This is a genomic window from Muriicola sp. Z0-33, from assembly GCF_026126425.1.
Classification (GTDB): domain Bacteria; phylum Bacteroidota; class Bacteroidia; order Flavobacteriales; family Flavobacteriaceae; genus JAFMPW01.
The window spans coordinates 33,279-53,482 of the sequence record NZ_JAFMPW010000019.1; the positions used below are offsets into that span (position 1 = coordinate 33,279).

Sequence of the window (20,204 nt, forward strand, 5' to 3'; positions counted from 1 at the left end):
TGCCATCCGGTGGTATCCGAATGGCAATGAGAATAACGTAGATATCAGATACCAAGTTGCGCTCTTAAATCTGCGATTAGTGCCTTAATGACACTCTTTATTTCAGAACAACTGGCAGTAACCGTAGCACTTACGCTAATGGTAGTTTTATGACCAGTACTAGCCACTCCTACGTTGCCTTCCATACCCAAAGTATGACTTACAGTTACGGTTGCAGTTACTGAACAATCATCCCTTGTATAATCAAAAAAATCATCAAGCGTGGAAAGATCAAAAATTTCCATTTCATCAATGGTCTCAAATTCAAATAATATAGCTTCATTATAATTATCTCCATCCTGGATAATTTTAATACTGGGCCTCACTTTCTCCGAGGTAGTACTTCCTGTTACTGCTGAAACAGAACCGAGCGTTAATAAACTTAGTGTCAGGAATAAAATAGTTTTCTTCATAATTCTTTGTTGATAAATGTTACTGTCTACTTTCAGGTTTACTGTCGCTGTTTCGACATGTCCGACAACCAATTGGATTGTAGAGAGGTGAATTGATTTTAACTCTCCATTTGCGGTGAAAATAGATTGCCCCAACGCAATAAGCTTGCAGCATCAAGGGCAAAATTTATCTTAGAATGATTTTGATGAGAATTGGTTAACTTTAGTAATTTAGATTCAAAAGAAAATTTTCTTGAAGCAGAAAGCCGTCCTTATTACTGTCTTATTATTACTCACCGCCATTATCTACGCTGTAACAGCCGGTTTCTTTAGTAGTGATATAGGAGAATACTCAGATAGGCCATTGCCGGATGTGGTGGACTATAATTTTGACATTAAACCCATACTTTCAGACAATTGTTATACTTGTCATGGCCCTGACGCCAATAAACGAAAAGCCGGTCTGAGACTGGATATTGAAGAAATGGCGTTCGCCGAATTAAAGGAAAACCCGGGAAAACATGCTCTGGTAGCCGGGAAACCAGGACAAAGCATTTTGTACAAGCGAATTACTTCTGATGACCCTAAAATGTTAATGCCCCCACCAGAGGCCAACCTGGCCTTAACACAATACGAAAAGAAACTTATTAAGAAATGGATTGCTCAAGGCGGGAAATATGAAAAACACTGGGCATTTATTCCTCCAGGTAAAATAGCACCCCCCAAATCCAAAACCACAGATTGGATCCAGAGTGAAATTGATGCTTTCGTTTTACAGAAATTGGAAGAAAACAATATAGCACCTAGTGAAAAAGCAGCAAAAGAAACACTTATACGTCGTATAGCATTAGATTTAACCGGTCTTCCTCCAAAGCCGGGGCAAACCGAGCAATTTATATCGGACAATTCCGAAAATGCCATTCCGGATCTCATCGATGAATTTCTGGCATCACCTTCCTATGGGGAACGTATGACCCAGATGTGGCTCGATGTTGCCCGATATGCAGATTCTCATGGTTACCAGGATGATAGTTACAGAACCATGTGGCCCTGGCGAGATTGGGTGATCCATGCATTTAATAATAATATGCCCTACGATAGATTTTTAACCTGGCAGTTAGCCGGCGATCTTCTACCCAATGCCAATATGGAACAAATTCTGGCAACAGGATTCAATAGAAATCATCCCATAACACAGGAGGGAGGAATAATTCATGAAGAGTACCTCTCTTACTATGTTGTAGACAGGACCAATACACTGGGCAAAGGCATCCTGGGAATAACATTGGAATGTGCTAAATGCCATGATCATAAATATGATCCCATTAGCCAGAAGGAGTATTATGGAGTCTATGCCTTTTTTAATAATGTCAACGAAAAGGGAATACAGATGGATGCCGTCCAGGCCGCACGCCAGAAGTATTTTGCCGATTCCCCTTATATTACCATTACAGACAGCGAAGTGGAAGGTGTCTTGTCTTTTATCAATAATGAGGAAGGAGAAGGAGTCAATGTGATGGTCATGAACGATTCTACCCCCAGGCAAACCTATCTCTTAAACAGGGGAAATTATGACGAGCCAACAGATAGTGTGGAAACAACAACACCAGCAAGTATTTTTCCTTTTTCACCAGAATTGCCCAAGAACAGATTAGGACTCGCAAAATGGGTCACAGATAAAAACAACCCACTGACAGCGAGGGTATTTGTCAACCGTATCTGGGCTATGCTTTTTGGAAATGGACTTGTAGAAACATCAGAAGATTTTGGGGTACAGGGGAGCCTTCCTTCGCACCCGGCTTTATTAGACTGGCTTTCTAGAGATTTTATGGAACACAATTGGGACATCAAATACCTGATTAAAAAAATTATGCTATCTGCCACCTATCAGCAAAGCTCCAAACTAAGGCCAGAGCTAAAAAATGTAGATCCAAACAACAGACTGCTGGCAAGGGCACAGCGATTCAGGATGAGCGGAGAAATGATTCGGGATTATTTTTTAGCGACCAGCGGCCTCTTAAATGAGGAAATAGGAGGAGCCAGCGTAAAACCCTATCAGCCTCCAGGCCTATGGGAAGAAACAAACGCAGGAAGCAACAGAGGAGTACTCACTACTTATGTGGAAGATAAAGGTGAAGATTTGTACAGGCGCTCTTTGTATACATTTTGGAAACGGACATTGCCACCTCCCAGCATGTCAATTTTTGATGCCCCCACCCGCGATTTCTGCGAGGTTAGGCGTCAGAAAACCAATACACCCTTGCAAGCACTGGCATTGCAAAACGACATTCAAATGTTAGAAGCCGCCAGGTATCTTGCTCAGCAGACCGTCGCCAACCATTCTGATGATGAAACCCTTGTAGCAAACATTTTCCAAAAAATATTGGCAAGGCCGCCTAAAGACCAGGAAATATCAGTTATTAACAAGTACTTTGAAGAAGCATTGGCCAGTTATGCTGATAAGACTGAAGAAGCTGAAAAGCTCATGGCTGTAGGGGCATCGGAAGTGCTGGAAACAGAACCGGTCAAAACCGCTGCTCTTATGCTTACAGCACAGGTCATTTATAACCTGGACGAAACCATTACTAAAGAATAACACCGATGGATAAAGATAAATTAAAGCAGGAAAACCCTTTAAAGGTAAACAGAAGGCATTTTTTCTCTCAACTGAGTGTTGGAATAGGATCTTTGGCGCTTGGTTCTTTACTTATCCCCGATCTCTTTAAACAAAGCTCACAGGAGATGGCCAGCAGGCCATTGGGAATTCCTCATTTTGCACCTAAGGCAAAACGCATCATATACCTTTTCCAGGCGGGAGCCCCATCACAACTTGAGACTTTTGATTACAAACCAACACTGGAAAAACGAATGGGAGAAGATCTTCCCGATTCTATTCGCAATGGGCAGCGACTTACAGGAATGACTTCCGGGCAAGAGAGCTTTCCTTTAATGCCCTCCGCAGCAAAATTTAAGCAATATGGTAATAGCGGGGCATGGGTAAGCGATTTCTTTCCTCATATTGCAAAAATAGCCGACGATATCTGTATCATCAGAAGTATGCATACCGAGGCTATCAACCACGACCCGGCAATAACTTTTTTCCAAACCGGCAGCCAGCAATCTGGCAGACCTAGCATGGGTTCCTGGATGAGCTATGGTTTGGGTAGTGAAAACAAAAACCTTCCTTCTTTTGTTGTTCTAACCTCCAGGGGCAAAGGCAATAGTCAGGGATTGTATTCAAAGTTATGGTCTAGTGGGTTTTTGGATTCCAAACATCAGGGGGTGCTGCTTCGGGCAGGCAAAAATCCAGTTTTATACCTGAATGATCCAGAAGGCATTTCCAGGTCTGATAAACGTCATCTTTTGGATCAGGTATCCTCCTTAAATAAACTGCACCACGTAGAAACGGGGGACGACGAAATTGAATCAAGGATTGCTCAGTATGAAATGGCCTATAGAATGCAAATGTCCGTACCCGATGTAATGGATATTTCCAAAGAATCTGCTGCGACCATTCAACTCTACGGTGAAGATTGTCAGGTGCCAGGAACCTATGCCGCTAATTGTTTACAGGCCCGCAGGCTTGCAGAGAATGGGGTAAGATTTATACAGTTGTACCATCAGGGGTGGGATCAGCATGGAAATCTCCCTAACGAAATGGCAGGACAAGCAAAGGATGTCGACAAGGCTTCTGCTGCACTGGTGTTAGATTTAAAGCAACGCGGAATGTTGGAAGACACCCTGGTCATCTGGGGTGGGGAATTTGGTCGATCTAACTATTGCCAGGGTAAATTTGATCCTGCAAATTACGGCAGGGATCATCATCCACGGGCATTTAGCATATGGATGGCCGGTGGAGGTATTAAACCTGGTATTACCTATGGGGAGACCGATGAGTTTGGCTATAATATTATTAATAATCCTGTTCATATAAACGATTTCCACGCTACCCTGATGCATTCTATGGGGCTTAATCACGAACAACTGACATACAAATATCAAGGTCGTCGTTTTAGGCTTACAGACGTTGCCGGAAATGTCGTAAAAGATCTATTGGCTTAACATATGACAACAACATCAAGAAAAAGATGGGTAGATTACCTTATCCTCGGACTGCTTATTTTCCTCTGCTTCTGCCTGCTTTTTGAATCTCATATTTCACCTCCGGCTCTGATCTCCTGGCTGGGACATTGGCATCCGGTTGTTTTACATTTTCCCATAGTCCTGGTAATTATTGCTGTTGTATTGCTTTTAAGCGGTAAAAAAGTCTCATATGTTTTACTTTCCATTAGCTGTCTGGCCGCCTTAATAACCGCTATAAGCGGATTTTTCCTGGGGCTGGGGTCTGATGAAAAGGGAGATTTGCTGTTTTGGCATCAATTATTAGGTGCTGCTGTGGCAATTGGCATGTCTATATGGTATTGGTTAGCCAACAATGGATACGCTAAAAGTACAGTAACAAAAGGATTGGGCCTTGTCTTACTTTTAATGATTGGGTTTACCGGTCATTATGGAGGGATGATCACCCATGGTCAAAATTTCCTCGCGTTACCCGGGGGAACTAAAACAGATATCATTCCTGATAATCCGCTCATCTATGAACATATTGTAGGGCGTATTTTGGACGCGAAATGTGTTAAATGTCACAATCCCAATAAAACCAAAGGTGAATTTCTAATGACCAGTTTTGAAGCCTTGTTAAAAGGCGGTGAAAGTGGGGCAAATATTATACCCGGGGGGCCGGATGAAAGTGAATTCATCAGCAGGCTGGAACTGCCAATAGAAGATGAAGACCACATGCCCCCTGAAGGAGAAACCCCTTTGGATGCCGGTGAAATTGAGATTATGAAAAGATGGATTGCCTTAGGCGCCTCAGACACCTTAAGATTAAACCATCTGGAAAGTAAGGACCCCCTCGCCATATTGATTAAAGAAATGATGGTGCCAGATCCATTGGAAAAATGGGCGCAGCTTCCCGGGGTTCAGGACAGTACACTCACCCGTCTCGCTTCAGATTATTTAACCATTACCAGAATTGCGGCTTCTTCTAATGCTTTGAGAATTGCCATGTACAAACCTCCGAAATATGATATAACTACCTTGACCAGACTAAAAGTTATTTCGGAAAATATCGTAGAATTAGATCTGAGCGGTTTACCCATTGGCAAAGATGAAATGCATATGATTGCCGGGTGTAAAAACTTAGAATGGCTGGAAATAAATAATACCCCAATTACCGATAATGATCTTGATACCTTAAAGGTATTATCAAATTTAAAGCTGCTCAAGGTATTTGAGACAGATATCGCAGACAATAGTCTGGACATACTTAAGAATATCAAAAGTCTGGAGCAGCTCTATATATGGGAAACCTCGGTTACAGAACCTGGCATACTCCAACTTAAAAAAGACAGACCTGATCTGGAAATATTCAGTGGAATCAACAGCGAACTAAAGACCTTTTTCGCTGAAAATGACACATTGGCAATTAAGGAAAAAACCAAATAAATTGGCTATTAGAAATGGCTATTGCCCGATATCTTCGGCCAGGAAGGCCACTAATTCGTTTGCTGAGAATTCTGTTGTCAGTGCTATTGGGTTGCAACAGACCTCGCAATCTTCAACATAGGTCTGTTTATGGACTGAACTATCTAGCAGCATTGAAATTTCTTCCCAGCAATAAGGACATTGAAAGAAATGTTCGTACATAGCACTACTAAATTATAGATCAACATTTAATAACTGTCCTGTAAGTTGCAACAATTGTAACTCTGCCAGTTTAGCATCATATTTGGCCAAATTCTTGTTGGTTTGTGCATTCAGTAGGTTGATCTGTGCCACCCTGAATTCAATAGAGGTTATTCTTCCCAATTGAAACTGCTCCCTGGACCTTTCAAAATTGTTCTGATTGGTGGTAACGTTCTGTTCCTGGATGTGAAAGATGTTCAGACGGTTTTCATAAATAGCCAGGGCATTAAGGATATCCCTGTCCACTTCAAGCGCAATCTGGTCTTTGAGTAACTGTTGATTCTCATAGGCAATCTTAGCATTCTTGACACGAACGGTAGTACCACCACCGTCAAACAAATTCCAGGTAAGGCTTGCCCCAAGCCCTAAATTCCAGTTGGTGTTATTGGTGCCGGGAAAAAATGCCGAGGCGGCGCTCTGATTTAAATTCCAGCCATAAGAACCAGTTAAACCAATAGTGGGCAAATAACCAGATCTGCTGATTTTAATATCGTACTCATTAATGGCTAAATTTCGTTCTGTCTGCTGTATGGCCACATTGTTCTCCCTGGCACTGGCAATTAATTCGTCTAGTTGCAACCTGGGAATAAAATTAATTAGCGTATCCACAGAAAACGATTCATTAAGGCTCCTATTTAGCACTACATTCAGATCTCGTTTTGCATTGGCGAGTTGCTGCCTGGCATTTAAAAGATTAATACTGTCATTGGTTACATCAACCTGTGCATTCAGGATATCTAGCTTGGTATTCTGTCCATATTCAAAGGCATATTCCGATCTCGTAATTCTGTTTTTAGACACTTCAAGTGCCTGCATCAAAACATTTTCATTTTCTGAAAGGCGGGCTATCTCAAAATAGACGCTAAAAAGCTGTAAAATCGTATTCTCAATAGTTTCTCTGGCCTGCAGTTCACTCAACTGATATTGTTCCTTAAGGCTTTTATAATTGTAAAGTCTGCCAAGACCGTCGAAGAGGGTATAATTTACCGTTAGGCCCGAGTTATAGCGCTGTGCTTCGGCCTGATCAATATTCACGTCTTCCCGTGGCGTCCCATCGGGATTAAGCTGGCCCGGAAATTCGATAACAGAATCATCCCTGTTATAATTGGCCCCCGCATTGGCTGTTAGTGTTGGCAAAAACCCGGAATTCAGCAAACTTTTATTGTTTTCCGCAATTTCTACCTGATTCCTGGCCACCTCTATTCCAAAGTTATTTTCTAATACCAGGGAAACTGCTTCTTCCTTGGAAAGCGAAATTTCCTGGGCATTTATGGTATTAAAAACCAACAGCAATAAGCTGAGTAAAACATATTTATTTCTCATTACTCTTTTACTTCAAATTCTAAAGGATTATTTGGTTCAGTGGTTTTATCACCAGTTCCATTTGGACTACCATTAAGCCGTTGTTTTAACTGCCCAGCCAAATCTATTTCATCTTTCTGCTCTTTAATGGCTCTTTCTACTTCTTCCTTGGTTATATTATCTCCCGTGGCCAACCACTTGGTACCCACCTTCATTTTATTACTAAAGGACAAAAAGAGCGGGAGCATTATTAAAGTTAGTACAGTTGCAAAGCCAATTCCATAAGCAATAGATATGGCCATAGGGATCAGAAATTGCGCTTGTCTGCTGGTCTCCAACATCAGTGGAGCAAGACCAGCAATGGTTGTTATTGAGGTTAGAAAAATTGCCCTGAACCTTGATCTTCCCGCTTCATAAAGTGCATGATCAAATTCCATTCCCTCACGGAGATTGCTATTGAATTTACCAATTAGTACGAGACCGTCATTTACCATTATTCCTATAAGTGCGATAATCCCCAGCATAGACAGGATGTTAATTGGAAAATCATGTATATAATGGCCCCATCCTACACCGGTAAGGCTAAAAGGTACAAGCAACAACAACATTAAAGGCTGACTAAAACTTCTAAAAGTAAATGCGATGGTCATATAAATTAAGCCCAGCACAATTAGTCCGACAAAATTTATAGAATTGGTCAACTTATTCCTTTCCCTGTTCTGTCCTTCATAGGAGGCAGTAACTGTAGGGTATTTAGATTGAATAGCGGGCATTATATTATTCCGGATATCGGTCACAATATCTACTGCACTGGTGGTTTTATCGTTTTTAAGATCGGCAATAATCTGAATCTCCCTCTGCCCTTCTAATCTGTTAATAGCAACATCACCACGCTCAATAGAATAGGAAGCGATTTCTTTTAAAGGGATGCGGTCTCCTGTCGGGGTTACAATACGCATTTCATCCAAATCGGATATAGAAGAACGATTAGTCCTGTCATAACGCACCCATACGCGAATCTCGTCCTGTCCTCTTTGGAACCTTTGGGCTTGTGCCCCGAAAAAACCTGCACGCACCTGGTTCATTATAGATCTTAAATCTAACCCCAATAAATAGGCATTATCTTTTAGTTCGAGTCGTATTTCCTTTATCCCGGCCGGATCGTTATCAGCAATATCTTTTAAGGCCGAATTATTCTGCATGGCCGTTTTAAGCTCTTTTTTGGCAGCTTTTAATTCCTGGATATTATTCCCCAGCAGTGATACAGAAACCGGATTACCACCAAAATTTCCTCCAGAACCATAAATAAGACTTTCTGTTCCAATTACGGGACCTACCAACTCTTCTAACCTGTTAGTTACCAAATTGGATTGCACCGCATCCGGGCGTTCCTCTCCGGGTAGTAAATTAATTATCAGAGTGGCAGCCGAAGACCCCGGACCCACTTCCCTGATAACATTTTCAAACAATTGTTTTGAAGTTCCTTTAAGGTACTGTTCTGTCAGTTCCTCATTGACGATGGCCGATTTTTCCTCAATAAGACTTATAATAGAATCTGTAACCCGTTCATTGGTCCCATTGGGCATTAACAATTCTACCCTGACCTGATCACTCGCAATTCTTGGAAAAAAAGCAGTTCGGATTATACCGCCGCCAATTGAGCCAAATGTTAAAATCAGTGCGGCGAGAAAGATGGAAAAAGTCAGTAATTTATTCTGAATGGAAAATCGGAGTGCAGGACTATACATATTATCGCGCATCCACTTCATAAACCTATCGCCGGCCTGATTTATCACCCTCAATTTGGCAAAAGCTCTTGCCAACCCATTTTTAGGTTGTTTATCCTTTGGCCTTAATGCTTTAGAATGCGCCAAATGCGCCGGTAATATAATCAGTGCTTCAACCAGGGAAACTACAAGGGTTAAAATAACAATCACAGATACTTCCCCAAAGAAATCCCCTATTCTGCCATCGAGGAACAGAAATATAGAAAATGCCAACACCGTAGTGACAATTGCCGATACTATGGGAGGTAACACTTCCATAGTGCCATCTACAGCTGCTTGTATAGGCGACTTCCCCTTTTCGTAGTGTTGATAGATGTTCTCGGCTATGACTATTCCGTCATCTACAAGAATACCAATTACGATAATCATCCCGAATAATGACAAGACATTAATGGTAACATTAAAGAATCCGGCAAAAATGAACATCCCCAGAAACGATATAGGCAGGCCAAAAGCTACCCAAAAAGCCAGGCGGGTATTCAGAAAGAGCGACAGGAAAATAAGTACCAGTATCATTCCCATTATCGCATTTTCAGAAAGTAACTGAGTACGCTGGGTAAGAGTGGTTGACAAATCTCTCACAACATCGAGTTGTATATTGTCGTACTTCTCGTTGTACTCGGTTATATAGGCTTTGATTTTTTCTGCAGAGCCAATGAGATCTTCCGTATTGGTACTGGTAATAGTAACGTTGACAGAGAGTTTCCCATCAAAATAACTGGCATTGGGAGATTCTGAAAATCTGTCGCGGATGACCGCAACATCTTTAAGGCGCACGGCCTGTCCGGAGGCATCCGCCCTGATTATTATATTTGAAAGTTCATCCCCGTAATAGGAGCGGTTATTAGCGCGTATTAAATATTCTTCCGCAGAAGTCTTGATATTCCCCCCAGTTACCAAAATATTGGCATTGCCAACTGCCTGGGAAACTTCAGTAAATGACATATTATAAGCCAGAAGGCTGTTTTCGTTTACTGCAATTTCTATCTCTTCCAGAGGATATCCGGAAATCTGAATCTGAGATATGCCTTCAATAGCTCTAATATCATTCTCTATCTGCCTTCCGATCTGTTTTAAGGTCGCCAATGGAATATTTTCACCGCTAATGGCAAAGGTTATTGTTGGTCTAACAGGCTCCAATTTGGAAACTATCAGTGGTTCCATTCCAACAGGAAATGTGGGCACCCTGTCTACTGCATTCTTAACCTCGAGAAGCATAAAGTCTATGTCCCTTCCTTTTTCTATTTCAACATTTATGTTACCACTATTTTCACGAGATGTGGAAGTAACACGTTCTACTCCCTGCAATCCTTTGAGGTTATCTTCAATTTTGAGAACAATTCCTTCTTCCACTTCCAAAGGAGAAGCACCTGGATAGGTGATATTAATTAGAATATTCTTCGAATCAGTAAGTGGAAAAAAGGACGACTTTAATCCAATTGCCCCCACTATTCCAAAAACAGCAAAGGCCAATATAATGACGTTGACAGCAACGTGATACTTAATAAAATAGGCAATTATGTTTCTCATGATTACTGTGTTTTAGGGGCTTCTTCATAGATCTTTACGGCCATTCCAGTATACGCACCAATCAAGGGTTTTGACATAATTGTAGTCCCGTCAGGAATTTCTTTAAGAACGACTCTTTTCTCAGAGAAATAAACCGGATTAACATCAATCAAATCCAGGATGGAATCCTTAACGACAAAAATCTGGTTGTTTTCCAAAAGGAGATTCCTGTCTATTTCAATAGCGTTGTCTTCTTGCTTTGCATTTAAGCTTGCCTCCAGGTACATGCCTTCTTTAAGCGTATTGTCGCTCACTTCAATAAAGGCTTTTATTGTCTGCGAAGCCTGATCTACACTTCCGTTTATTCTTGTCACTTTACCTTTATAGGTTCTGGTCTTATCCAAATTGGTTAAATCAACAGCTTCCCCAACTCTCAATAAGTCGCTATAGGTCTTTCCTATAGCAACTTCCAATTCATAAACATCTGTATTTATGAATTCGCCCAGCTTCTGACCCGCTCGTACCAAGGTGCCCTCAGTTACAAGTGCCTCGGTTAGTACTCCGGAAAAAGGTGCCGAAATTCTATACTTGGACAATCGTTGTTCCTGGTTTTTTACATTGTAATAGGTAGTTAATATTCCCCTTCCAGTAATAAAGAACTTTTCCTTTTCAGAGGTCATTTCCGGTAAAGCCGGAGTACTTTTGGCCATATCAAAACCGTTTAGGTATGCCTGCCACTTAGGATAGATATCAGGATAGTCTAATCTGAGATCTGGCATTACGGAGGTAAGTTGGTTATAGAGATTACTTTTGGAGGATTGTACCCCAGCAGCATATTCCGAAGCATCAATTCTGATTATTGCTTCTCCTTTTCGATATTCTTGTCCAGGTTTAAACAGTTTGCTGCCTTTTCTGAAAACTCCCTGTACTTCAGAGTACAATTCAACTCTTCTTTTAGCAATAAGATTTCCGTTGGCCGGAACAATAATAGCCACGGCACCATTTTCAACCACTTCGGTAAAAACGGTTTTAACTACTTTTTCTGCTTTTGGTTTGAAGCTTTTTTTGTTTGCAATTATATTTCTAGCCATAAATACAGCCCCTATAATCAATAATACTCCAAGGATTGATAAAATAATTTTTCTCATAAGGTATTTTGTAATGAAACTGTTTTAGCTTCAAAATTTATCTGAATTTTCTTCAATATTTCAATAATAGTGTGCTTCTCCTGATCAGAAATGCCATTTTCCATCACTTCTAAAATATGTTTTATTACCGGCCTGGTATTTTTAAAAAGCAGCCGTCCTTTCTCAGTTAAATAAACTTTATTTATCCTCTTATCACGTTTGCTCTGTATTCGTACAATAACTTCTTTTCTTTCCATGGTAGCAAGCAATCGGGCCAGAGAAGATTTATCCCGATAGGTAAGCAAGGCCAATTCGTTTTGTGGCAGCCCATCCTCATCATGCAATTTTTTCAGAATAATCATTTGCTCCTTGGTAATATCCAAGCCTGCAGTATCAAAGGCCTCCTGCAAATGATAATCCACCATCTTGACCGTTTTTCCGATCCAGGGGCCTATTGATCTTTCAAAGTCAATTACTTCCTCCTCATTTTTCATTTGGCGAAACTAGGGAATTATAATTTAGTTGCATATGCAACCAATGTTAAAAGTATCATAATTCTTGTTTATATTATTTAGAGTATTGGGTAAACAAAAAGGGATGCAATCACGCATCCCTTTTAACCAAACTAACTAAACTATAAAGTCAACTATTACTAATCTATATCGTCCTCAAATTTTGTATCAGCCATTCTCGTTCTCGAGAAATCAACATTTTTTAAATCTATCTTAATCTTATCCTTGTCGTAATCAAATACAAGGAAACTTCTGGATTCCATCTCCTCAAGGTTCTCAAAGGAATTAAAATTATTGTTTTGTATTTGCAGAATTTCCAGGCTTGCCATTTGTCCAAACTCTTTTGGTATAGCACCTCCTAATTGATTATTGGCCAAAACCAGCTCTTTTAGTTCCACTAAATTACCAAGTTCTTCAGGTATTTCACCAAAGAGGGTATTTTCAAAAAGCCCCAGGCTTTCTAATCCCACAAGGTTGCCTAAAGTCTCCGGTATTCTACCTATTATGCTATTACTTGAAAGATTAAGAACTTTAAGCTTTGTATTCTCCCCAATACTGTTCGGAATCCTTCCTGAAATAAAATTATTAAAAGCTGTTAGCTCTTCAAGACGGGTCAGTTTTCCAATATCAGATGGCAGAGCACCCTTAATTCTATTCATCTCTATTTTTAGTACTACTAAATTTGAAAGTTCTACGATAGAAGGGGGTATTTGCCCGCTTATATTGTTAAATGCAAGGTTCAGGCTTTTTAGATATTTGAGACTACCGATGCTCTCTGGCAGTGTCCCCACCAAATTATTCCTGAAAAGATTTATTTCTGTGACCTGGTTATTAACTACTTTAACCCCATACCATTTAGCTACCGGTTCTTCTAGGTTCCATTTTTTTACCCAGTTATTCCCCTGGGTGCTTTCGTGGAAGTCTAGCAAGGCTGATCTTTCCTGCTCGGAAACCTGCGCCTTAAGCACATGACCTGCGAAGAAAACCAATATGAATATAAGAAGCAGTTTTTTCATAAAAATATAGATTTGGAAAAAGCGCATAATCGCTATAATTTTATCCTATAATCTAATAAAGAATTACCTTACAAAAATAACGTAAATAGCTGATAAAATGCACATTTAATCGATGAACGGTCAATTTTTGTTGTGAAACAGCTTTTTAGTGTTGTGTAGCATTTTACGATTTGGATAAAAAGTGTATTTATCCCAGACTTTCCAACTCAATGGAAATTTTTTCCCACTTCGTCATCAACTTCTCCAGCTCATTTTTCTTATTCTGATATCCATTAAAAAAATCGGGCTTTGAAATAGTCGCATCATAGTTCATTAAAAGCTCATGATCTATGGCTGCAACTTCCTTTTCCAAGGTGGCGATTTCTCTTTCAACGGCACGCATAGAGTTTTTTAATGACTTTAATTTCTTCTGTGTTTGATAATCCTGATCTTTCTTTACAACTTTTGTTTTAAGGCTGCTATCTTTCTGCTTTTTCTCGATCTCTCTAAAATTTTCAACCGCACGCTGATCCAGATAGTAATTAATATCTCCCAGGTATTCCTTTATTTTTTTATCTCTGAACTCATAAACCTTGTTAGTAAGACCCTGGAGAAAATCCCTGTCATGCGAAACCAGAATTAATGTGCCGTTAAAATTCTGCAGTGCCTGCTTTAAAACGTTTTTGGAACGGATATCCAAATGATTAGTAGGCTCATCCATTATCAAAACATTAAAGGGTTGTAATAGCATTTTAGCCAAAGCCAGTCTATTGCGTTCTCCCCCTGAGAGCACTCTGACATATTTCTCCACATCATCCCCGCTAAAGAGAAAAGAGCCTAAAATATCCCTTACTTTGCTTCTGTTGGTTTCATTTGCCGCATCTATCATTGTATCCAACACCGTCTTATTACCGTCCAGATATTCTGCCTGATTCTGCGCGAAATAGCCTATTTGAACATTATGGCCGTGTTTTAAATGCCCTTCATAGTCCAATTCATCTACCATTATTTTTGCCAGGGTAGTTTTACCCTGGCCGTTCTGCCCTACGAAAGCCGTCTTGCTATCTCGCTCCAATAACAAGTTTATATTCTTAAGGACTTCTTTCTTCCCATAGCTTTTGGAAAGTTGTTCAATTTCAAATATTACTTTGCCAGGGGTAACCGAAACTGGAAAACGCAATTTCATTACGGCATTATCTTCATCATCTACTTCAATCCGTTCTAATTTGTCTAGTTTTTTTATCAGCGACTGGGCCATAGCTGCTTTGGAAGATTTTGCCCTGAACTTTTCGATCAGCCTCTCTGCCTGTTGAATTTCCCTATCCTGATTTTTTTGGGCATTGCGCTGCTGCTCTTTCATTTCTTCGCGCAGCTCTAAGTATTTTGTATAGGGTTTGTTGTAATCGTAAATGCGGCCAAGTGATATTTCAATCGTCCGATTGGTAACATTGTCTAAAAACATTTTATCGTGAGAAACAATTACCACTGCTCCTGGAAAATTTTTGAGGAATTGCTCGAGCCATATAATAGATTCAATATCCAGGTGATTCGTAGGCTCATCCAGTAGCAAGACATCATTGTTCTGCAACAACAATTTGGCTAATTCAATACGCATTCTCCAACCCCCGGAAAAAGTATCGGTTTTCTTTGCAAAATCTTCACGCTTAAATCCAAGGCCCAAAAGTATCTTTTCCGTATCCCCCTGATAATTATACCCACCTAAAATTTCATACCTGTGTGTACAGTCGTTCAGGTCTATGATCAGTTGGTTATAACTGTCGCTTTCATAATCTGTTTTCTCAGCCAGTTGGGTATTGATGCTATCTAACTGCTGTTCTAACTGTTTAATTTCTACAAAAGCCTGATAGGCTTCTTCTAATATGGTTCTTCCCTTTTCAAAATCTATGTCCTGCTTTAAAAAACCAATTTTCAGGTCCTTCTCGGCGGCAATAGTCCCTGAATCCGGACTCATTTCCTTAGAAAGCAGTTTTAACAATGTGGACTTTCCTGCACCATTTTTACCAATCAGACCAACCCGGTCCCCGGAATTTAACCTGAAGGCTATTTCTTTAAATAAATACTCTCCTCCAAAGGAAACAGAAAGATTATGAATATTAAGCATTTTTTGTGACTATGGTTACATATAGAAATAGAGTGATGCCCTATTTTTGTCAAAACTTTTGCAAATGTTAAAAAAAGGAATGAAAGCCTACAGTATTTTAACAGGAAGTTGTCCTAAATGCCATTCGGAAAGCATGTATGAGCATACTAATCCTTATCGCCTGGGCCACCTTTTTGATATGCACGAGCGTTGTTCTCATTGTAATACCAAATACAAGATAGAACCTTCTTTTTTTTACGGGGCCATGTACGTCAGCTATGCTGTGGGGATTGCATTTGCCGTAGCGGCCTTTGTAATTGCCTTCTTAATTTTTAGCGCCTCATTGATCAACACATTTATAGCCATCGTAGGCACTTTAATACTATTTATGCCCGTGATCATAAGAGTATCAAGAAATATCTGGATTAATTTTTTCATTCATTACGACAAGAAAGCAGTAAAGGCCTGACCGTTGCGTCTATATACGACCAACTCATCTATTATCATATTTTTTATAGAATCTGGCGATGTCCATTTCGGGCTGCAGCGGTTTATCATATTCAATAAGATTAAATAGTTGCTCTGCTACATAGGGTGCTATCATCACACCTCGCGATCCCATTCCATTAAGAACATACATATTCTTATGTTGCGGGTGTTGACCTACCAGTGGCCGCCTGTCTGTAACCGTTGGCCTGATTCCGGCTAAATGCTCTTCTACATTGAAATCCACTTTGACGAATGCTTTTAACTTCTCTATGAGCTCTGACCTCGCTTCAGGGGTAGGAATATTGGTCTTGTCTTTCCATTTATATGTTGCGCCCACCCTGTAATAGTCGTCTCCTAGTGGAACGATAAAAACCCCTGATTTTACTATCATGTCTGCTTTGAGTTTCGGAGCTTTTATTTTTATTAACTCTCCTTTTGTCCCTGTAAGCGGAAGGTAGTTAAAAAATGGATTCTGGTGCAGACCAAACCCTTCAGCAAAAACTATACGTTTCGCTTTGATTGCATTATAACTTACAAAATTACTTTCTATTTTGAGGGCTGAATGAAGAAAGGTGCCTTGCTCTAATTTTCCACTTTTGTTTAAATAGTCCGTGTAGTTTTCTATTAACTCCTTTGTGGCGACCCGGCCTGTCCCTAGCACTTGTCCAAATCCAAAAGGTGCTTCGAGCCCCGGGTTATGGTTTTCCTTAATTTCATTAGATAGAAAAGGCTGCAATGCAGGGGTATCAGCTGCCTGGAACCAGTTGTTCTGTTCTTCAATAGATGCAAATCTCCTCAATACAGGGAGCTTATGATCTAATGTAACTCCCAATTTTTTCTCCAGGGCCGCATAAAATGGTTGTACCAAAGGCAATTGCTTATCGGCTTTCCAGGCAAGGGTAAACCTTTTCAGGATAACGGGATTATAAAGTCCGGCAGCCACAATAGAAGAGGTTTGGGAAGTATCACTGACCACCCTGAAAGATCTCCCATGTTTTTCCAGAGTTTCGGATAATGCAACTCCGGCCAAGCCCAAACCTACAATTAAGTAATCCAGCATGGGACAAAGGTAGGGAAAGCGGCCCTGATTTAAACCAGGTTTAAACTCGTCGAAATAAAAAACGCCACATCCTGGGATGTGGCGTTTTTATATATGCTTTGAATTGGAATTAAGCATCAGGCACTAATAGGCCCACATATCTTGTTCTCTATCCCTGATAGTTTCCTTGATACGTTTGGATTCCAGTAATTGGAACAAAGCGTTATCTGCGATGTATTCCTGAATTACACGGTCTCCATGGACATTGTCTTCTTTGTAAATAGTACCGTTAAATCTCCTTGCATTCAACAACATATCAAAAGATATGGGTTGTGCAGAATTACGTTGGTTAAAGACCTTTGCATCGTGCAGAATCTGCCTGGCACTTGGAAGCCAAACCCAGAAAAGTTCTACTTTGGCATCCGCAGGATCCATTGATTCGTCATCTATAAAGTTAACGTCTGGTGCAACTGGTGCAATCCCCAACATGCGATATTTTAATTCTCCTTGTCGCTTATCAAAATACCATATTCCTTTAATACGATACTCTTCAATATCAGCGGCAGTAAGATCTCTTCGGTTGATGTATTCATCCGATAACTCTTCACCAGCATTGATTTGCTCATATCCTAAATCTGTAGTATCTACTTTCTGCAATGTAGCTTCCAGATCGCTAAATACTCTCTTTTCAGTAAAATAGGAATCTACATAAACATCAGTAAGCTTACCGCTTTTGATATTCTTAATAAAAACATCATATAAAGACCTTCTGTCTTTACCTATATCTATAGTATCTAAAGGATAATATAAGGGAAAATTAACTCGCTCATCAAGATCTATTACTTCCCATACGGTTTTAGACCATAGGATATCCCTATCATCAACATAACCGTACTCCAAGTAAGTGTCATTATCCATAGCCTTCTGAGCTTCTGTCTTTTTACCAATATCCTGTGGTTTCTTGGCATTCAAGATATTTGCCTGCCCTAACATGGATATGGGTAACAATGTTACAGCTCCAATTAAAATTACATTCTTCCAATTCATTTTATATACTTTTAAAAGTACCGGGCAACACTAGTGTCGCCCGGAATTTCTTACTATTAATTTGTGAGCTCCACGAGTACCGGAGACACTTTCTTTAATTTATAAGTCTTATTATTTGTAATGTAAGCGTTGATATCAAAGATCTGAACGGCATCTCCACGTTTTGCTCTTTTTAAAGCAGACTTGGCTCTGGCATCCAACTTGTTACCCTTGACACTTACTGTAGGCTGACCTGGCACTTTAAATTTAAATCCGCTAATTGCAAGATTTAAGTCAAAATCGAAGTCTTCAAGCAATGCTCCAATCGTAGAAACCTCAAGATTTCTTTTTGGCATCTTAGAACTATTCGCTTCACCTCTTACAGTACCTGAAGGTCTAGGTATATCCTTGATCCTAAATTCAGTACTGGAAGATACAGGTTGTCCATCCGGTAAGGTACCACGTGCTGATATGGTCACAGTTCTTCCTTTTCCAGGATTCATCACGTATTTGCTACCACTTCTTTTGGAAAGACCTGGCGCAGATGCGGTTACCTTGTTATTTGGTATGCCGGGAATAGAGATCGACATTGGATTTGAAACACCTCTATACACTACATTCATCTTATCAGCAGCTATCAAAGCAGCATTAGGTTTGGTAATTGTAGAGAAAGTATTCTTTACAGGTACTTCCTTTTCATTACCATCCTGCATATAGAACAAGCTACCTTTAATTTCATGATCTCCAGGATTACCTGCACTAATCAACATCTTCACTCCACCTTCCTCTAGTTCATAATCGCGCCCTTCACTTAGTTTGCGACCATCTAAAGTTAACTCGGCCTTCACAGGCTTTGCAGACTTATCAGTTTTTCCAAGAACAATACTACCCTGGAACTTCTCACCAGCATAAAATGCTGCTTTTTCCTGTTCCAATAATGTAGAGAAATTTGCAAAAGAAATCTGATTGGTCAACTCACCCTGAAGCATAGCTTTCAATGCAGCTTCTTCAGTAGCCTTAATATCCGACTGAAGCGCAGTAAGCTTTGTTAGAGAAGCTATAAGTGGAAAACCTTCATAGTTATAATTAATCCAGTCTACCTTAGCACCGTCTCTGCGAGCTACCTTACCATTCTCATCTCCAGTTTTAAATCTGGCTTCAACGGACGCCTTCACTTCATCATATCCGTCACCAAGTATATCAACTACTTGTGTACGGTAATCATTTAATCTTTTAAGGAACTCCTTTCCTTCCGGAGCCAGGTTATCGCCCTGAAAGAACTTCTGATCTAAATAATCAGACTTGTCCATTACCTGGTAATCTTTAGGATCGTCGATTTCTTTCGTCATCGCCGTTTTCAATTCTTCAAGATATACGAAGTAATCCTTAGAGAGTGCCTTAATTTTCTGGCCATCTTTATACAGCTTATCATATTTAGCTGCATCTTCAGATGCCTTAGTTTCCAAGCTAGCTAAAAAAGCTTCATTGCTTTCCGTAGCTTTAGTATTAGAAGCTTCAAACTTTTCGTTCATAAGACCGAACGCAGCCAGAACTTCTTTACTCATATTTAATGCCAGCATCGCGATGAAGATCAAATACATAAGGTTGATCATCTTTTGCCTTGCTGATAGCTTTCCTCCTGCCATGTTTTCTAATTAGATTTTAATTAATAATTTGATTTGGGTTATTGTACTAAATCTAATTAGTTGCCATTCATTGCAGTCAGCATACCACCATAAACTCCATTTAAAGAAGAAAGGTTACTGGCTAAAGATTCCATTTGATCTTTAAGTGCACTTGCATTCTGTACTACTTCTTCATTAACAGAAGCTTGTTTGCTAGCGCTTTCCAATTGTACTTTATAAAGACTGTTTAAAGACTCCATCTGAGAAGCAGCATGTGTCATCTCTTCAGAATATTTCTTAGTAGATTCCATGGCATCCACGGTAGGTACTATTCCTTTGGCTGCACCTTCAAAATTTCTAATGCTGTCACCAAGGCTTTCCATAAGGTTAGCATCGATATTAGCTTCTTTTAAAAGTTCGTCCAATTTTCTAGATAAAATTCCTTCTGCTTCCTGAGCTTCCTGAACTTCATTCTTGCCACTAGACATACCACCAGAAAGTTCCGGATATACC

The 20,204-nt window shown here is 40.0% G+C and carries 16 protein-coding genes; 4 read left to right on the forward strand and 12 right to left on the reverse strand.

Going from position 1 to position 20,204, the window contains the following annotated elements; translation table 11 throughout:
* Positions 1 to 44 precede the first annotated feature (44 nt).
* The gene (locus J1G40_RS17330; RefSeq protein WP_265243925.1) at positions 45 to 452 is read right to left on the reverse strand and encodes a hypothetical protein; all 408 of its coding nucleotides are present in this window, start codon (positions 450 to 452) and stop codon (positions 45 to 47) included.
* A 232-nt stretch (positions 453 to 684) separates the two neighbouring features.
* Here J1G40_RS17330 and J1G40_RS17335 point away from each other — a divergent pair, with 232 nt between their 5' ends.
* The 3 genes from J1G40_RS17335 to J1G40_RS17345 are packed head-to-tail and all read left to right on the forward strand — an operon-like array spanning position 685 to position 5,939.
* Positions 685 to 3,027 carry a PSD1 and planctomycete cytochrome C domain-containing protein gene (locus tag J1G40_RS17335; protein ID WP_265243926.1) on the forward strand — a complete coding sequence of 781 codons (2,343 nt, stop codon included), beginning with the start codon at positions 685 to 687 and terminating at the stop codon, positions 3,025 to 3,027.
* Between the two features lie 5 nt (positions 3,028 to 3,032).
* Positions 3,033 to 4,493: a DUF1501 domain-containing protein gene (locus tag J1G40_RS17340; protein WP_265243927.1), complete on the forward strand. Its 1,461-nt coding sequence runs from the start codon at positions 3,033 to 3,035 to the stop codon at positions 4,491 to 4,493.
* A 3-nt stretch (positions 4,494 to 4,496) separates the two neighbouring features.
* The gene (locus tag J1G40_RS17345; RefSeq protein ID WP_265243928.1) at positions 4,497 to 5,939 is read left to right on the forward strand and encodes a c-type cytochrome domain-containing protein; all 1,443 of its coding nucleotides are present in this window, start codon (positions 4,497 to 4,499) and stop codon (positions 5,937 to 5,939) included.
* Between the two features lie 18 nt (positions 5,940 to 5,957).
* Here the strand turns inward: J1G40_RS17345 and J1G40_RS17350 are convergent, their stop codons facing one another.
* The 7 genes from J1G40_RS17350 to J1G40_RS17380 form a co-directional block, all read right to left on the reverse strand.
* Positions 5,958 to 6,140, reverse strand: coding sequence for a CPXCG motif-containing cysteine-rich protein (locus J1G40_RS17350; RefSeq protein ID WP_265243929.1), 183 nt, complete (start codon positions 6,138 to 6,140; stop codon positions 5,958 to 5,960).
* Positions 6,141 to 6,152: 12 nt separating this feature from the next.
* Entirely contained in the window at positions 6,153 to 7,502 is a 1,350-nt protein-coding gene (locus J1G40_RS17355) for a TolC family protein (RefSeq protein ID WP_265243930.1), read from the reverse strand.
* Positions 7,502 to 10,798, reverse strand: a complete 3,297-nt coding sequence (locus J1G40_RS17360) for an efflux RND transporter permease subunit (RefSeq protein ID WP_265243931.1) — start codon at positions 10,796 to 10,798, stop codon at positions 7,502 to 7,504. The genes J1G40_RS17355 and J1G40_RS17360 overlap by 1 nt, the downstream gene beginning before the upstream one ends.
* 2 nt (positions 10,799 to 10,800) lie before the next feature.
* On the reverse strand, positions 10,801 to 11,925 hold the full coding sequence (locus tag J1G40_RS17365; protein WP_265243932.1) for an efflux RND transporter periplasmic adaptor subunit: 1,125 nt from the start codon (positions 11,923 to 11,925) through the stop codon (positions 10,801 to 10,803).
* On the reverse strand, positions 11,922 to 12,398 hold the full coding sequence (locus tag J1G40_RS17370; protein WP_265243933.1) for a MarR family winged helix-turn-helix transcriptional regulator: 477 nt from the start codon (positions 12,396 to 12,398) through the stop codon (positions 11,922 to 11,924). The genes J1G40_RS17365 and J1G40_RS17370 overlap by 4 nt, the downstream gene beginning before the upstream one ends.
* Positions 12,399 to 12,556: 158 nt before the next feature.
* On the reverse strand, positions 12,557 to 13,432 hold the full coding sequence (locus J1G40_RS17375; protein WP_265243934.1) for a hypothetical protein: 876 nt from the start codon (positions 13,430 to 13,432) through the stop codon (positions 12,557 to 12,559).
* A gap of 187 nt (positions 13,433 to 13,619) precedes the next feature.
* The gene (locus J1G40_RS17380; RefSeq protein ID WP_265243935.1) at positions 13,620 to 15,533 is read right to left on the reverse strand and encodes an ABC-F family ATP-binding cassette domain-containing protein; all 1,914 of its coding nucleotides are present in this window, start codon (positions 15,531 to 15,533) and stop codon (positions 13,620 to 13,622) included.
* 64 nt (positions 15,534 to 15,597) lie between these two features.
* Here J1G40_RS17380 and J1G40_RS17385 point away from each other — a divergent pair, with 64 nt between their 5' ends.
* Positions 15,598 to 15,981, forward strand: a complete 384-nt coding sequence (locus J1G40_RS17385; protein ID WP_265243936.1) for a DUF983 domain-containing protein — start codon at positions 15,598 to 15,600, stop codon at positions 15,979 to 15,981.
* 24 nt (positions 15,982 to 16,005) lie between these two features.
* On the opposite strand, the gene J1G40_RS17390 is transcribed toward J1G40_RS17385, so the two are convergent.
* The 4 genes from J1G40_RS17390 to gldL form a co-directional block, all read right to left on the reverse strand.
* Complete coding sequence (locus J1G40_RS17390; protein ID WP_265243937.1) at positions 16,006 to 17,061, reverse strand: NAD(P)/FAD-dependent oxidoreductase; 1,056 nt, start codon at positions 17,059 to 17,061, stop codon at positions 16,006 to 16,008.
* A gap of 123 nt (positions 17,062 to 17,184) precedes the next feature.
* The gene (gene gldN, locus J1G40_RS17395; RefSeq protein ID WP_265243938.1) at positions 17,185 to 18,087 is read right to left on the reverse strand and encodes a gliding motility protein GldN; all 903 of its coding nucleotides are present in this window, start codon (positions 18,085 to 18,087) and stop codon (positions 17,185 to 17,187) included.
* Positions 18,088 to 18,143: 56 nt separating this feature from the next.
* The gene (gene gldM, locus J1G40_RS17400) at positions 18,144 to 19,712 is read right to left on the reverse strand and encodes a gliding motility protein GldM (protein ID WP_265243939.1); all 1,569 of its coding nucleotides are present in this window, start codon (positions 19,710 to 19,712) and stop codon (positions 18,144 to 18,146) included.
* A 56-nt stretch (positions 19,713 to 19,768) separates the two neighbouring features.
* On the reverse strand, positions 19,769 to 20,204 hold a 436-nt coding region (gene gldL / locus J1G40_RS17405), incomplete at its 5' end, for a gliding motility protein GldL (RefSeq protein WP_265243940.1).

What these genes read in the sequence shown, in the direction of transcription:
- J1G40_RS17330 (WP_265243925.1), bottom strand. Translation starts at nt 452, where the DNA reads ATGAAGAAAACTATTTTATTCCTGACACTAAGTTTATTAACGCTCGGT.
- J1G40_RS17340 (WP_265243927.1), top strand. Translation starts at nt 3,033, where the DNA reads ATGGATAAAGATAAATTAAAGCAGGAAAACCCTTTAAAGGTAAACAGA.
- J1G40_RS17345 (WP_265243928.1), top strand. Translation starts at nt 4,497, where the DNA reads ATGACAACAACATCAAGAAAAAGATGGGTAGATTACCTTATCCTCGGA.
- J1G40_RS17350 (WP_265243929.1), bottom strand. Translation starts at nt 6,140, where the DNA reads ATGTACGAACATTTCTTTCAATGTCCTTATTGCTGGGAAGAAATTTCA.
- J1G40_RS17355 (WP_265243930.1), bottom strand. Translation starts at nt 7,502, where the DNA reads ATGAGAAATAAATATGTTTTACTCAGCTTATTGCTGTTGGTTTTTAAT.
- J1G40_RS17360 (WP_265243931.1), bottom strand. Translation starts at nt 10,798, where the DNA reads ATGAGAAACATAATTGCCTATTTTATTAAGTATCACGTTGCTGTCAAC.
- J1G40_RS17365 (WP_265243932.1), bottom strand. Translation starts at nt 11,925, where the DNA reads ATGAGAAAAATTATTTTATCAATCCTTGGAGTATTATTGATTATAGGG.
- J1G40_RS17370 (WP_265243933.1), bottom strand. Translation starts at nt 12,398, where the DNA reads ATGAAAAATGAGGAGGAAGTAATTGACTTTGAAAGATCAATAGGCCCC.
- J1G40_RS17375 (WP_265243934.1), bottom strand. Translation starts at nt 13,432, where the DNA reads ATGAAAAAACTGCTTCTTATATTCATATTGGTTTTCTTCGCAGGTCAT.
- J1G40_RS17380 (WP_265243935.1), bottom strand. Translation starts at nt 15,533, where the DNA reads ATGCTTAATATTCATAATCTTTCTGTTTCCTTTGGAGGAGAGTATTTA.
- J1G40_RS17385 (WP_265243936.1), top strand. Translation starts at nt 15,598, where the DNA reads ATGTTAAAAAAAGGAATGAAAGCCTACAGTATTTTAACAGGAAGTTGT.
- J1G40_RS17390 (WP_265243937.1), bottom strand. Translation starts at nt 17,061, where the DNA reads ATGCTGGATTACTTAATTGTAGGTTTGGGCTTGGCCGGAGTTGCATTA.
- gldN (WP_265243938.1), bottom strand. Translation starts at nt 18,087, where the DNA reads ATGAATTGGAAGAATGTAATTTTAATTGGAGCTGTAACATTGTTACCC.
- gldM (WP_265243939.1), bottom strand. Translation starts at nt 19,712, where the DNA reads ATGGCAGGAGGAAAGCTATCAGCAAGGCAAAAGATGATCAACCTTATG.